Consider the following 13,899-nt stretch of genomic DNA (forward strand, 5'->3'; position numbering starts at 1 on the left):
CTTTGCTACACGCTTCCTTCAGACCCCGCCTCACAACGACGCCCTTGCGTTTCACTAGGCCTTCGCCCCATCAGGCTGGACAGGGAACTTGCACCCCCAAGCTGTTGCGCATGCTCGGCGCACAAACAGGAACGCGCGATCGAGCGCGTCCCTGCTGTCAGTCGTTCAGCAACTTCCACTTGCCATCGACGATCTGCACCATCACGCGCGCGCGATCGTCGAAGCCGTTGTGATCGTTCGCCGTCGTGTTCATGATGCCGTGCGCGACCGCCAGATCCTTCAGATTCTCGAGCGCCGCACGCAGTGCATCGCGAAACTCGGGCGTGCCCAGTTGGCCCCTCTTCAGCGCCTCGGGAATGGCGCGCTGAAGCATCTGACCGGCATCCCATGCATGACCGCCGAAGGTCGACAGTGTGCCTGCGCCGTAGGCTTTTTCATAAGCGTCTTTATAAGCCACCGATGATTTTTTTACCGGATTGCTGTCCGGCAACTGCTCGGTCACGAGCACCGGACCGGCGGGCAGAATCTCGCCCTCGCAATCCTTGCCGCACACGCGCAGGAAGTTGTTGTTGGCGACACCGTGCGTCTGATAGACCTTGCCTTTGTAGCCGCGCTCCTTCAGCGCCTTCGCCGGCAGCGCCGACGGCGTGCCCGCGCCCGCGATCAGCACCGCATCCGGATTCGCGCCCATCGTCTTCAGCACCTGCCCCGTGACGGACGTGTCCGTGCGGTTATAGCGCTCGTTCGTGACGATCTTCAGCTTGTGCGCCGTCGCGGCCGCGTTGAAGACGTTGTACCAGCCGTCGCCGTACGCATCCGCGAAGCCGATAAAGCCGACCGTCTTCACGCCGTGCTTCTCCATATAACTCGCGATGGCGTCGGCCATCAGCGCGTCGTTTTGCGGCGTCTTGAAGACCCACGCGCGCTTGGCGTCCATCGGCGCGATGATCGCGGCGGACGCGGCCATCGAGATCATCGGCGTCTTCGCCGACGATGCCGGATCGATCATCGCCAGCGAGTTCGGCGTGAACGTCGAGCCGATAATCGCATCGACGTGATCTTCGTCGATCAGCTTGCGTGTGTTCTGTACGGCGCGACTCGTGTCGGAACCATCGTCGAGCACGATGTACTGCACCGACTTGCCGCCGATTTCCTTCGGCAGCAGCGTGACGGTATTTTTCTCGGGAATCCCGAGCGATGCCGCCGGCCCGGTCGCCGACAGCGTCACGCCGATCTTCACCTGTGCATACGCCGCGTTCGCGCCCAACAGCGCAAGCGCGACGCCCGCCACGATCCAACGATTCTTCATTTTCATTGCGTCTCCAAACGCGCTGCGAGTTGTTTTTTCGATTCGACCGACTGGACGGTTATTGCCAGCCGACTCAATCTATTTTTAGTGTTATCAAGTGGCTAGAGTGGTTTTCCCTGACCAACAGCTTTCGGTCCGCGCGCACGTTTGCGACGCCCAGAAAAAAAGCGCGTTATCTTCAACGCGCCTTTTTCGTGACTCATTTCATCGTCGCCGCCTCAGTTGCCCGAGAGCTTCCACTTGCCGCCGACGATTTCGACCATCACCCGCGCCCGCTGATCGAGGCCGGAGTGATCGTTCGCGCTCATGTTGAAAATGCCGTGCGATGCCGGCAGATTCTTCGTGTCTTCGATGGCGGCGCGCAGCGCGTCGCGGAAGGCGTCGGTGCCGGGCTGGCCCTTCTTCAGCGCGACGGGAATCGCGCGTTGCAGGATGAGGCCCGCGTCCCACGCGTAACCGCCGAAGGTCGAGATCGAACCCGCGCCGTTCGCGCCTTCGTAGGCCTTCTTATAGGTCAGCGCGGCCTGCTTCACCGGATTGCTGTCCGGCAGTTGATCGGCGACGAGCAGCGGACCGGCGGGCAGGAACGTGCCTTCGCAATCCTTGCCGCAAACGCGCAGGAAGTCGTTATTGGCGACGCCGTGCGTCTGATACACTTGCCCTTGTAGCCGCGCTCCTTCAGCGTCTTTTGCGGCAGCGCCGCCGGCGTGCCCGCGCCCGCGATCAGCACCGCGTCCGGGTTCTGCGACATCATCTTGAGCACCTGGCCCGTCACCGATGCGTCGTTACGCGCGAAGCGCTCGTTCGCGACGACCTTGATCTTCGCGAGATCGGCCGCCTTGGTGAATTCCTTGAACCAGCTTTCGCCGTACGCATCCGAGAAGCCGATGAACGCCATCGTCTTCACGCCATGATTCGACATGTGCTGCGCGATCGCCGTCGCCATCAGGATGTCGTTCTGCGGCGTCTTGAAGACCCACGCGCGCTTGCTGTCCATCGGCTCGACGATGCTCGCGGCGGCGGCCATCGAGATCATCGGCGTGTGGGTTTCGGCGGCGATGTCGATCATGGCGAGCGAATTGGGGACGACGGTCGACGGTCGGGCCGACCAGCGCATCGACGTGATCTTCGCTGGTGAGCTTGCGCGCGTTCTTCACGGCTTGCGTGGAATCGGTGGCATCGTCGAGCACGATGTACTGGATCTTCTGCCCCGCGACTTCCTTGGGCAGCAACGCGATGGTGTTCTTCCCCGAAATGCCCAGCGATGCCACCGGTCCCGTGGCGGATACCGTCATGCCGATTTTCACATCCGCCCAAACCTGCGTGCTGAATACCGCGGATAATCCCGCGACGGCCATTGCGACCGCCTTACCCCGTAAAGCCCACTTCATTGATTTAAACCCCGTAAATCGACTGCTGCGTGAGAAATCGTGCGCCGGATTCGACTGAGCGATGCTTTTGAATTCATTCGCCGCAATTAACCGACCGATGGGTCGGCAAATGAGGCGGAAATGCAGTTTAGCGGACGAAAGCCGCGCCCAGCAAGCGATTTGAGGAATTTTGTGGCATGCATAAAACGCCGTTGCTTCAAGCGTTTAGCGATATTCAGGCAAGCGACGGTCAATCCGTCGAGGCAAATAAAAAAGCGCTGTTGGATGAGTCCAACAGCGCTTTTTGTCTGGGCACTTCGTGCCTCATGTCTCCTCGTTCTCCACCTCAAAAATCTGGGTGCAACAGAATTAAAACAGAAATTACGGGGTGTACCGTTTTGCTACAACCTAGCATTTACCCTAGTGGTGCATAAAAGCACCTCAAATGGGCGGCTTTCTGGCCGTTAACTGTGCATGAATTAATCTGGATATCCAACTATCCGCGATAACTTCGCATTAACCCTGAAGCGGCCGGACCCGCGCGACGATTTCCCCGACGATGCCCCGCCGGAACGCCAGCACGCACGCAATAAAAATCACGCCCGTCGCGATCGTCACCGATTCGCCGAGCGAATTGAACCAGCCGATACCCGTCACTTTCGCGATGCCGCCGCCGATATCGCCGAGCCTGTCTTCCAGCAGCACGATGATGAACGCGCCGAGCAGCGGCCCGAACATCGTGCTCATGCCGCCGACCAGCGTCATCAGCACGACGAGGCCGGACATGGTCCAGTAGGCGTCGCCGAGCGTTTCGAAGCCGAGCACGACGGTTTTCATCGCGCCGGCCAAACCCCCGCCAGTCCCGCCGACAGCACGAACGCCAGCAGCTTGTAGCGCGCCGTGTCGTAGCCGAGCGACACCGCGCGCGGTTCGTTCTCCTTGATCGCGACCAGCACCTGGCCGAACGGCGAATGCACGATCCGCACGATCAGCGCGAACGCCAGCAGCATCACGACGAGCACGATGTAATACAGCGCGATATCGCTGTTCAGATCGATCATGCCGAACAGCTTGCCGCGCGTCACGCCTTGCAGACCGTCTTCGCCATGCGTGAACGGCGCCTGCAGAAAGACGAAGTGACCATCTGCGCGAGCGCGAGCGTGACCATCGCGAAGTAGATGCCATGGCGGCGAATCGCCAGCAGGCCGACCACGATGCCCAGCAGCGTCGCGGCGAGCGTGCCCGCGATCACGCCGAGTTCGGGCGTAAACATCATCGTCTGAATGGCATAGCCGGTGACGTAACCCGCCGTCGCCAGGAACATCGCGTGGCCGAACGACAGCAAACCGGTAAAGCCGATCAGCAGATTGAACGCCGCCGCGAACAGCGCGAAACACAGCACCTTCATCATGAACACGGGATACACGCCCGCGAAAGGCACGGCGATCAGGCCGATCAGCAGCAGAACGTAGAGCGCTTTTCTCTGCATCATTTTTCCTTGCCGAAGAGACCGGCGGGACGCACCATCAGCACGAGCGCCATGATGACGAACACGACCGTCGCGGACGCTTCCGGATAGAACACGCGCGTGAAACCTTTGATCACGCCGAGCAGCAAACCGGTCAGGATCGAACCCATGATCGAACCCATGCCGCCGATCACGACCACCGCGAACACGGTGATGATCATCGACTGGCCCATCAGCGGCGAGACCTGAATGACCGGCGCGGCCAGCACGCCCGCGAACGCCGCCAGCGCGACCCCGAAGCCGTAAGTCAGTGTGATCATCAGGGGCACGTTGATGCCGAATGCCTCGACGAGCTTCGGATTCTCCGTGCCCGCGCGCAGATACGCGCCGACGCGCATCTTCTCGATCACGAACCACGTCGCGAAACACACGATCAGCGACGCGACCACCACCCACGCGCGATAGTTCGGCAGGAACATAAAGCCGAGATTCGTCGCGCCTTGCAGCACGGACGGCACGTCGTACGGCTGACCGGACGAGCCGTAGATCGAGCGAAACACGCCTTCGACGACCAGCGTCAGGCCGAACGTCAGCAGCAGACCGTACAGGTGATCGAGCTTGTAGAGCCAGCGCAGCATCGAACGTTCGATCAGCATGCCGAACACGCCGACGATAAGCGGCGCGATGATCAGCATCGGCCAATACGGCACGCCGAAGTACGATGCCCCCATCCACGCGAGCATCGCGCCCAGCATGAAGAGCGCGCCGTGCGCGAAGTTGATGACGTTGAGCAAGCCGAAGATCACCGCGAGCCCGAGACTCAGGATCGCGTAGAACGAGCCGTTCACGAGCCCGAGCAAGAGCTGGCTCATCATCGCGGCGAGCGGGATGCCGAATATTTCCATTGAACCTGCCAAGAAAGACGTTTGGATGCCGGCGCGCGCACTAACGCGCGCCGGCTGGGCTCAAGCTGTTACTTCCACGCCGCGCAACGCGATTCCGCCTTCGTGCCGAACGCCTGATCGCCGGGAATCGTCGCCTTGATCGTGTAGTAGTCCCACGGTTCCTTCGATTCCGACGGCTTCTTCACTTCCATCAGATACATGTCGTGGATCATCGCGCCGTCCTGACGCACGTAGCCCTTCGCGTAGAAGTCGTCGATCTTCATCTTCTTCAGCTCGGCCATGACCTTGTCGCTGTCGGTCGTGCCGGCGGCCTGCACGGCTTTCAGGTAGGTCGTCGTGGCCAAATAATCCGCCGCTTGCAGGCTACCCGGCATCTTCTTCATCTTGTCGAAGTAGCGCTTGGCCCACGCGCGCGTCTTGTCGTCCTTGTTCCAGTACCAGCTATCCGTGGCGACCAGACCTTGCGTCGTTTCCAGACCGAGCGAGTGGATATCGGACAGGAAGATCAGCAGCGCTGCGATCTTCATCGACTTGGTGATGCCGAATTCCTTCGCGGCCTTGATCGAGTTGACCGTGTCGCCGCCCGCGTTCGCGAGGCCGAGCACTTGCGCCTTCGATGCCTGCGCCTGCAACAGGAACGACGAGAAATTCGACGCCGACAGCGGATGCCACACCGCGCCCAGCACTTGGCCGCCGTTCGCCTTCACCACATCCGACGTGTTCTTTTCCAGCGCCTTGCCGAACGCGTAGTCGGCGGTCAGGAAGTACCACGTCTTGCCGCCCTACTTCGTCACCGCGGAACCGGTGCCTTTGGCGAGCGCCATCGTGTCGTAGGCGTAGTGCACGGTGTACGGCGTGCATTGCTCGTTGGTCAGGTTGTCCGCGCCCGCGCCGATATTGATGTACGGAATCTTCTTCTCGCCCGCGACCTGATTGGTCGACAAGGCCGTGGCCGAATTCGTGCCGCCGATGATTGCGTTCACGCCGTCGCGGTCGATCCACTCACGCGCGCGCGATGCCGCGATATCCGCCTTGTTCTGGTGATCGGCATAGACGAGTTCGATCTGCTTGCCGTTCACCTTGCCGCCGAAATCCGCGATCGCCATGCGGATCGCTTCGAGGCCGCCTTGTCCGTCGATATCGGCGCACAGGCCGGAAAAGTCCGTGATAAAGCCGATCTTCACCGTGTTGCCATCGGCCGCGACAGCGCTCGTGCTGAACGCCACACTCGCCGCCGCAGCCGCAAAGCACAGAGTCGAGAGGCGCGCGAGGGTCTTCTTTTTCATTCCAGTCTCCATGAGTTTTGATTTGATGCGGTATTACTGGTGATGCCCTTCCGGTGCAGCTAATTAAAAATGTCGATCGATTACACCCCGAGCAATTCGTGCAGCACGGGCATCTTCGCGTCCAGTTCGGTCGCGCCGAAATGCTCGACGATATTGCCGTGCTCCATCACATAGAAACGGTCCGCGAGCGGCGCGGCGAAGCGGAAATTCTGCTCGACCATCACGACCGTATAGCCGCGCTGCTTGAGCATGAGGATCATGCGCGCCAGCGTCTGCACGATGACCGGCGCCAAACCTTCCGAAATTTCATCGAGCAGCAACAGATTCGCGCCGGTGCGCAGAATGCGCGCGACGGCCAGCATCTGCTGTTCGCCGCCCGACAGACGCGTGCCTTGCGAGCCACGGCGTTCCTTCAGGTTCGGGAACATCGTGTAGATCTCGTCGAGCGACATCGCTTCTTTCGGATTGCCGATCAGCGGCGGCAGCAGCAGATTTTCCTCGCACGACAGGCTCGAAAAGATGCCGCGCTCCTCCGGGCAATAGCCGATGCCGTAATGCGCGATCTTGTGCGTCGCCAGGCCGATCGTTTCGCGCCCGTCGACGCGGATCGATCCCGTGCGACGTCCCGTCAAACCCATGATGGCGCGCAGCGTCGTCGTGCGGCCCGCGCCGTTGCGGCCGAGCAGCGTGACCACTTCGCCGCGATTCACTTTCAGATCGACGCCATGAAGAATGTGCGATTCGCCGTACCACGCCTGCAAACCCGCGATCTCAAGCGCGGGCGCGCCGTTCCCCGCGCCGTTCGCATCGAGCGAGCGGCGTTCTTCCACGGTCGTACTCATGCGTGCGCTCCGGTAAGCGCCGCGTCGGCGCTGCCCATATAGGCTTCCATCACCAGCGGATTCTTCGACACTTCCGCGTAGCTGCCTTCCGCGAGCACCTCGCCGCGCTGAAGCACGGTGATGGTGTCCGAAATGCCCGCGATGACGTTCATGTTGTGCTCGACCATCAGGATCGTGCGGCCCGCCGATACTTTCTTGATCAACGCGGTGACGCGATCGACGTCCTCGTGACCCATGCCTTGCGTGGGTTCGTCGAGCAGCATGAGTTCGGGTTCCATCGCGAGCGTGGTGGCGATTTCAAGCGCGCGCTTGCGTCCGTAGGCAAGTTCGACCGTTTTGGTATCGGCGAAATCGGTAAGGCCGACTTGCGTAAACAGATCCATCGCGCGATCGTTCAGTTGATCGAGCGATTTCTCGCTGCGCCAGAACTGGAACGATGTGCCGAGTTGCCGCTGCAATCCGATCCGCACGTTCTGCAGCACGGTCATATGCGGAAACACCGCCGAAATCTGAAACGACCGGATGACGCCGCGCCGCGCGATATGCGCCGGGCTTTCGCGCGTGATATCGACGCCGTTGAAAACGATCTGACCCGCGGTGGGAACGAGGAACTTGGTGAGCAGATTGAAGCACGTGGTCTTGCCCGCGCCGTTCGGACCGATCAACGCGTGGATCGATCCGCGGCGCACGCGCAGATTCACGTCATTCACGGCCGTGAAGCCTTTGAATTCCTTTGTCAGTCCTCGCGTTTCCAGAATGGTGTCGCCGAGAATCATGTCCCCTTCCATGCAAAAAGAGGCGCTGAGCAACGCGTTCGCTTGGCGCCTTATTTGTTTTCTCCGCGCGCGCCCGACCGAGACAATGTTCTGAACCGCCCGCCGCGTCGCCACGACACTCCGAGAGACCCAACCATGACCCGCATCGCCCGAACCGCTCGCCGACGTGTCGGCCAAGTCAGCAGCACCATCGCCAACGCATCCCGCCACTTCGTTCCGCAGAAGCTGAGCGCGTGGAAACTCGCGTTGTACGTGATCGTGTTCCTGCTGCCGGGCCGCTCGTTCGTCGTGTTGGCGATGAGCTGGTCCGAGAATCGGCATCGGCGGCGCGCGTCCGATGTGGCGAAATCGGCGCAGCCGTCCTCGCATCCATTGCTGCCGACGCCTTGCTCGTGCCCTGGCGGCGGTGCGTCCGGCGCATAAGCGGACACTGACGCGGCGACAGAAGCGTAACGGGCCGTAACCGATTCCCTTCACCGCGTAACACCCGCCTTACGACGAAGCCGTTACGCTAACGTCTGCCTGACACGCGGCGCTTTTCGGCGTCGCGCGTTCTCCCAGTTCCGTTACCATTTCGGTCTGCCGCGTTCGCTCGCATCGAACGGTGCGGCGCCGACAGGACTTCGACTCGCAGATGCCGTATCGCTTCGCCGCTTCCCGTTCGCTTCATGCTCGCGCCGCGTCTTCGTTCGCGTGGCGTCTGAGCGCATTCGCGCTGACCGCGCTCGTCGCGGGTTGCGCGGTCGGGCCGGATTATCAGCGTCCGGCCACGCCGATCCCAGCCACCTATAACGAAGCGCCCGAAGGCTGGAAGGTCGCGCAGCCCGCCGATCAGGCCGATCGCGGCAACTGGTGGTCGATCTACGGCGACGCGCGTCTGAACGATCTCGAAAATCAGCTCAATCAGTCGAATCAGACCATCGCGCAATATGCGGCGGCATATCGGCAGGCGCGCGCGCTGGTCGGCGAAGCGCGCGCGGCGTATTTTCCGACGGTCGGCGCATCGGCGTCGGCGACGCGATCGGGAACCGGCGCGGGCAATCGCTCGACCAGCAGTTCGAGTTTCGGTCAGCAGGGTTCGATCAACAATCAGTACAGCCTGTCGCTCGATGCCAGTTGGGAGCCCGACCTCTGGGGCAACGTGCGTCGTCAGGTGGCCGAACAGAAAGCCGGGCAGCAAAGCGCCGCGGCGGATCTCGCCAACGCGCGTTTGTCCGCGCAGGCCACGCTCGCGCAAACCTACTTCCAGATGCGCGCGCTCGACGCGCAGCAGAAGCTGCTCGACGACACCGTGCAGGCGTATCAGCAGTCGCTCAAGCTCACGCAGAATCAGTACGCGCAGGGCATCGTCGCGCGCTCGGACGTGATTCAGGCGCAGACGCAATTGCAGTCCGCGCAGGCATCGGCGATCGATAACGGCGTGGCGCGCGCGCAGTACGAGCACGCCATCGCGGTGCTGGTCGGGGAAGCAGCGTCGACATTCTCGATCCCGCCCATTCCGCTCGATGCCACGCCGCCCACCGTGCCCGCGCAATTGCCGTCGGCCATTCTGGAGCGACGGCCGGATATCGCGTCGGCGGAGCGCAAGGCGGCGGCAGCAAACGAGCAGATCGGCGTGGAAATCGCCGCCTTCTTCCCGACGCTGACCATCTCGGCGCAAGGCGGTTTCGAAAGCTCGATCTTCTCGCAACTGTTGCGCGCGCCGTCGCGTTTCTGGACGCTCGGGCCGAGTCTCGCCGCGACGATCTTCGACGGCGGTCTGCGCGCCGCGCGCACCGATGCCGCCCGCGCCGCTTACGATCAGAACGTCGCGACCTATCGTCAAACGGTGCTGACGGGGTTTCAGGACTTGGAGGACAACCTCGCGTCGCTGCGGATTCTCGAGAAGGAAATCGTCGTGCAGGAGCATGCGGTCGCGTCGGCGCAGCAGGCGCTGGCGATCATCAACAATCAGTACAAGGCGGGAACGGTCGCGTATATCAGCGTGCTGACCGCGCAGACCACGGCCTTCACGGCGGAGCAGAAGCTCGCGAATATCGCGGGACAGCGGATGGTGTCGTCGGTCGGACTGGTGAAGGCGCTCGGCGGCGGCTGGGATCTCGCGCAGATGGATCAGGAAACCGGCGCGATCGCCGCGCCGGTCGCCGTGTCGAAGGACAACGCGGGCGGTTGAGCGCGCCCACCGTTTATCGCGCGAAGGTCAGTTCGACGGTGTTTTCGTCGGTGTGGCGTCCCAGCAGGTTCAGCAGGCCCGCGAGATTTTCCCGCTGATCGGGCGCGGAGGTCGCGGTGCCCTGAAACGTCGTCGAACCCTGCGCGATCGCGCCGTTGCCGGTGAGCATCAGCGGACCCTTCGCGGTCGACAGATCGATGGTCGCGTTCGCGCCCTGCGCCTGCAACGCCACCCGATACGACCCGAGCGGCCGCACGCGCGACACGCGCGATGCCATGTCGTCGAGCGTGACGATCAACTGGCCGTAGGCATTGCGGCCGAGCACGCGGAAATCGGTCCACGAGAGCTTCACGTCGCCTTCGAAATTCAGCGTATTGAACGGCGCGCCCAGACCGGCGAGCAAGGTCGCGGGCACGCCGATCTGCCCCGCCGACATTGTTGCGCCGCGGGTGGTGGCATCGACGGTGACGGCGTCCGGCATGGCGTCGCTCTGACGCATCGTCATATGCACGCGGCCAGTAAACAGCGGCCAGAACGCGGTCGTCCATTCGATGCGGCCCGGCAGCAGCGTCGCGCCGCCCGCGTCGGTGCTGGCGGCGAGCATCAGCGTGGCCGAGCCGTGCCACAGCGAACCAGCCGGATCGACCAGATTCACGTGCCCGGCGGTCGCGCGCGTAAACTGCGGCGTGATCCACGCGGCGGGCATCATCACGAGCAAGGTGAGAAAGGCGGAGACGAACGCGACGAAAATCGCGGGCAGCGTCATTCTCAGACGGCGCGTCCAGTAACTCATTTGACGGTAGCCGGTTGCACCGATGCAGTCAGATCCACCTGACCGTCCGGCTTGAGCGCGGTGATATGCGCCTCGTTGACCTGCACCTTGAACTGCTTGCGGGCGTCGTCGAGCCACAGCGTCCAGTTCGGGAACGATGCGTTCTTCAACTGGAACTGCACGGCCGCGCCGATCACCTGAATCTGCGCGGGCTGCATGCCGCTATCGGCGAGCGATTTCGACAGCGCGTCGCGCAATGCGCCGCCGGTCGGCGTCACGCTGTCGGCGTTGCCGGCGAGCGTGCGCGCTTCGTTGGCCTGCGCGGTCATCGTCGCGAGTTGCCGCTGCATTGCGGGCAGGCTGGTGCGCAGGCGGTCGCGGCCTTCGTAAGCAGGCGCCCACAACACCAGATAAACCAGCACCAGCGGGAGCGCGAGACCGCCCCACATCAGCATGGTTTTTTCGCACGGCGTGCGCGCTTCCCAGAACTCCGAGAGCGTTTGTGCGATTTGCGCTTTCATTGGCCGCTCCTGATCGTCCATTTGCCGGTGTTGGTATCGATGGCGCCGTTCAGGCCATTCGCCGAGAGACGTTTTTGCAGATCGGGATCCACTTTCGTTTCCGGCTTGAAGGTCACTTCGAGATGGCGATCGCGATAATCCAGCCCGGCGATGCCGTTCACCGGCACCGGCCCGAGCGAGCGCGCGAGTCCATCCGCCAGCGACAGAAAGTCCGATGGCGACAGCTCGCCCGACGCCGTGCGCAGGCGGTCGAGATTGCGCGTCATCTGATCGGGCGCGTCGAGCACGACCGTGGTCTTCGGGAAGGCGTTGAGCAGCAGCTCGGTCATTTGCGCGCTGATGGCATCGCGCTGACGCGAAAGCTGCAGCCACTGCACGTTCACGCCGATGATCGACACGATGATCGACGCCGCCACCAGCGCGATCGGCACGCGCAGACGACGCATCGTCGAGCGATCCAGTCGCCACGGCTGCGCGGCGAATTCGAACTGGCACAGATCGAAGCGGCTCGTGACCGCATGGCGCGCGAGCACCTCGAACGCCAGCGGCTGCGCGCCCGGCACATGTTGCGCGGACGCGAGACGCGGTTCATCGCCGGGCAGATCGACGAGCGTGTACAGCACGGCGGGATGATCGCCCGCGAGCGCGGCCAGCGTCGCCGCGACGGATTCTTCCGGCAGCGCCAGCCCTTCGCCGAGCGCCGCGCGTTCGCCCCGCGCGATGGCCACTTCCATCAGCGCGGGCGGCATATGCTCGGGCGTCGTCATTTCGCCGATCAGCGCCGGCGCGGTCGATACGACATGTCCGAGCAGGCCCGCGATAAACGGCGTCGGCGGTGCGGCCGGCGCGTCCTTGCCCTCTTCTACTTCCGGTACTTCGACGACGGCGGGCACGGGCAGGCAGCGCATCGCCGGCACAGCCTTCACATTGCGATGTCCCGCCGCGCCGAACGCCTCGCGCACGAAGCGGAACCACCCGCGATCGATCACCGCGACCACGCGGCGGCCGTCCGGCAGCGCGACCGGGTCGACTGCGATGTGACACGTCTGCGGATCCTGAATCAGCTGATCTTCGACGACGTTCGGCAGCGCCTGACGCAGACGCGGTCCTTTGAGCGGCGGCACGGCGGCGGGCAGCAGCAGCGTGTCGCGCGCCCCGACGATCAGCACCGTCGCGTTCGCGCGCGGCAGCAGGCCGAGCGCGGCGCGGCCGGAACGCTGCGGCTCGCCGCGCTTGTCGAGCAGCAGGAACGGCAAGTCCGGCAGTTGCCACTCTTCCGAGCGCACCGCCGGATCGCGCGGCGGGAGAAGAACGATCAGTGTGCTCAAGGGCCACTTCCTTTTGTCAGTATGTCAGTGCATCGCCGTCAGTTCGCGTCGCGCGAATAGACGATGCGTGTCGTATGCGTATTCGGATCGCGGTACACGAGCGTGGTGCGCTGCAATTGCGCGCGTTCGTGCTCGACATTGCCATGCACGAAGAAATACTTGGTCGTCACGTCCATTTCGTCGGGATCGACGGACGTGGCCGTCTTGACGCCCGCGCCGTTCAGCGCGAGCTGGACGTTGCCGACGTCGTGGAAAAACACCGTCGCCCGGCGCGCGACGAACGCCTGCGCCTGCGCCAGGTTTATCCCCGGCACCACGGCCGCGATCACTTCGGCGGACGCGGTGTTCATGTTGATGGCGCTGGTCGTCGGCAGAATGGTGACGAAAGGCCTGAGCTTCGCGACGGTTTCGGGCGTGAAACCGTTCACGTCGAGCAGCGAATTGACGCCGATCATCTGCAATGGCGCGACCGGCGCGTTGCTGTCGGCGTCTTTCAGACCAGGATCGTCGGAGAAATTGCCGCCGCCCGCCGCGCCGCCCTGTGCCAGCGCCTGAATGGTCGCCTGCGCGGAATTTTCCGTGCTGGCCGTCGTGCTGCTCTGCTGCGTCTGAAAACGCGTGGCCGATCGCGCGAGACCGGCGCGCATCTGCAAGGCCACGGTTTTCGCCAGCGACCCGTTCAGCCCGAGTTCCGCGAGCAGCCGCTGGAACGCCTGAATCTGCGCGACGTTGATGGTCAGCACGCCGGGCGTCGGCGTCGACACCAGATTGCGCAGGTTGAACTTGGCCTGTGCATCTTCGATCGAGCCGGACAGATAGGTCGACTGATCTTCCTGCGCGCGCACTTCGCCGATCTGCCCGAGAAAATCCGACAGCCGCGTCTTGGCGATCGGCACGTCCCAGACGCCGCCGAGATACGTAACCGTCGGCGACGAATCCGCCTCGGAGCGCAGAATTAGCCGCGTCCAGTCGAGCGCGCTGCGCGAAATCCACTGCGCCTGCGCGAGCAGCCGCTGATTCTCGATGCGTCGCACCTGAACCTGCTGACGCCACAACATGCCCGACACCAGAATCGCCGACATCGCGACCACCAGCAGCGCGCTGATGATCGCCACGCCGCGTTGCTTGCCGGGACGGGATGCGCGCATC

Annotated in this window: 10 protein-coding genes and 3 pseudogenes; 2 read left to right on the top strand and 11 right to left on the bottom strand. The window is 63.1% G+C overall.

Translation table 11 applies throughout. The features are described from left to right. Positions 1-157 precede the first annotated feature (157 nt). The 7 genes and pseudogenes from BVER_RS06475 to BVER_RS06505 all read right to left on the bottom strand — a co-directional run bounded on the left by BVER_RS06475 (position 158) and on the right by BVER_RS06505 (position 7,956). Positions 158-1,315, bottom strand: a complete 1,158-nt coding sequence (locus tag BVER_RS06475) for an ABC transporter substrate-binding protein (RefSeq protein WP_050452585.1) — start codon at positions 1,313-1,315, stop codon at positions 158-160. 212 nt (positions 1,316-1,527) lie between these two features. Then, positions 1,528-2,700: pseudogene (locus tag BVER_RS06480) on the bottom strand (ABC transporter substrate-binding protein). Between the two features lie 495 nt (positions 2,701-3,195). Further along, a pseudogene (locus tag BVER_RS06485) lies at positions 3,196-4,168 on the bottom strand (branched-chain amino acid ABC transporter permease). Beyond that, positions 4,168-5,052 (bottom strand): branched-chain amino acid ABC transporter permease, encoded by an 885-nt coding sequence (locus BVER_RS06490; RefSeq protein WP_050452586.1) that lies wholly within the window; start codon positions 5,050-5,052, stop codon positions 4,168-4,170. Before BVER_RS06490 ends, BVER_RS06485 begins: the two are co-directional and overlap by 1 nt. 68 nt (positions 5,053-5,120) lie before the next feature. After that, positions 5,121-6,338: pseudogene (locus tag BVER_RS06495) on the bottom strand (ABC transporter substrate-binding protein). Positions 6,339-6,418: 80 nt separating this feature from the next. Then, the gene (locus BVER_RS06500) at positions 6,419-7,180 is read right to left on the bottom strand and encodes an ABC transporter ATP-binding protein (protein WP_050452587.1); all 762 of its coding nucleotides are present in this window, start codon (positions 7,178-7,180) and stop codon (positions 6,419-6,421) included. Continuing rightward, positions 7,177-7,956, bottom strand: a complete 780-nt coding sequence (locus tag BVER_RS06505) for an ABC transporter ATP-binding protein (protein WP_050452611.1) — start codon at positions 7,954-7,956, stop codon at positions 7,177-7,179. The genes BVER_RS06500 and BVER_RS06505 overlap by 4 nt, the downstream gene beginning before the upstream one ends. 135 nt (positions 7,957-8,091) lie before the next feature. Between BVER_RS06505 and BVER_RS06510 the strand changes: the two genes are divergently transcribed. Together BVER_RS06510 and BVER_RS06515 are read left to right on the top strand one after the other, a co-directional pair. Continuing rightward, on the top strand, positions 8,092-8,379 hold the full coding sequence (locus tag BVER_RS06510; protein WP_050452588.1) for a hypothetical protein: 288 nt from the start codon (positions 8,092-8,094) through the stop codon (positions 8,377-8,379). A gap of 211 nt (positions 8,380-8,590) precedes the next feature. Beyond that, entirely contained in the window at positions 8,591-10,129 is a 1,539-nt protein-coding gene (locus BVER_RS06515) for an efflux transporter outer membrane subunit (protein WP_050452589.1), read from the top strand. A gap of 13 nt (positions 10,130-10,142) precedes the next feature. Here the strand turns inward: BVER_RS06515 and BVER_RS06520 are convergent, their stop codons facing one another. The 4 genes from BVER_RS06520 to gspK are packed head-to-tail and all read right to left on the bottom strand — an operon-like array spanning position 10,143 to position 13,898. Further along, positions 10,143-10,922 (bottom strand): type II secretion system protein N, encoded by a 780-nt coding sequence (locus BVER_RS06520; protein ID WP_050452590.1) that lies wholly within the window; start codon positions 10,920-10,922, stop codon positions 10,143-10,145. Then, positions 10,919-11,422, bottom strand: coding sequence for a type II secretion system protein M (locus BVER_RS06525; RefSeq protein ID WP_050452612.1), 504 nt, complete (start codon positions 11,420-11,422; stop codon positions 10,919-10,921). Before BVER_RS06525 ends, BVER_RS06520 begins: the two co-directional genes overlap by 4 nt. Beyond that, positions 11,419-12,750 (bottom strand): type II secretion system protein GspL, encoded by a 1,332-nt coding sequence (gene gspL / locus BVER_RS06530; protein ID WP_050452591.1) that lies wholly within the window; start codon positions 12,748-12,750, stop codon positions 11,419-11,421. Before gspL ends, BVER_RS06525 begins: the two co-directional genes overlap by 4 nt. A gap of 38 nt (positions 12,751-12,788) precedes the next feature. Next, a complete protein-coding gene (gene gspK, locus BVER_RS06535; protein WP_050452592.1) occupies positions 12,789-13,898 on the bottom strand; it encodes a type II secretion system minor pseudopilin GspK in 1,110 nt (369 codons plus the stop codon). Position 13,899: the final 1 nt, after the last annotated feature.

This window comes from Candidatus Burkholderia verschuerenii (genome assembly GCF_001189365.1).
GTDB lineage: Bacteria > Pseudomonadota > Gammaproteobacteria > Burkholderiales > Burkholderiaceae > Caballeronia > Caballeronia verschuerenii.

Coding starts and splice junctions, on each gene's coding strand:
- BVER_RS06475 (WP_050452585.1), bottom strand. CDS start 1,315: ATGAAAATGAAGAATCGTTGGATCGTGGCGGGCGTCGCGCTTGCGCTG.
- BVER_RS06490 (WP_050452586.1), bottom strand. CDS start 5,052: ATGGAAATATTCGGCATCCCGCTCGCCGCGATGATGAGCCAGCTCTTG.
- BVER_RS06500 (WP_050452587.1), bottom strand. CDS start 7,180: ATGAGTACGACCGTGGAAGAACGCCGCTCGCTCGATGCGAACGGCGCG.
- BVER_RS06505 (WP_050452611.1), bottom strand. CDS start 7,956: ATGATTCTCGGCGACACCATTCTGGAAACGCGAGGACTGACAAAGGAA.
- BVER_RS06510 (WP_050452588.1), top strand. CDS start 8,092: ATGACCCGCATCGCCCGAACCGCTCGCCGACGTGTCGGCCAAGTCAGC.
- BVER_RS06515 (WP_050452589.1), top strand. CDS start 8,591: ATGCCGTATCGCTTCGCCGCTTCCCGTTCGCTTCATGCTCGCGCCGCG.
- BVER_RS06520 (WP_050452590.1), bottom strand. CDS start 10,922: ATGAGTTACTGGACGCGCCGTCTGAGAATGACGCTGCCCGCGATTTTC.
- BVER_RS06525 (WP_050452612.1), bottom strand. CDS start 11,422: ATGAAAGCGCAAATCGCACAAACGCTCTCGGAGTTCTGGGAAGCGCGC.
- gspK (WP_050452592.1), bottom strand. CDS start 13,898: ATGCGCGCATCCCGTCCCGGCAAGCAACGCGGCGTGGCGATCATCAGC.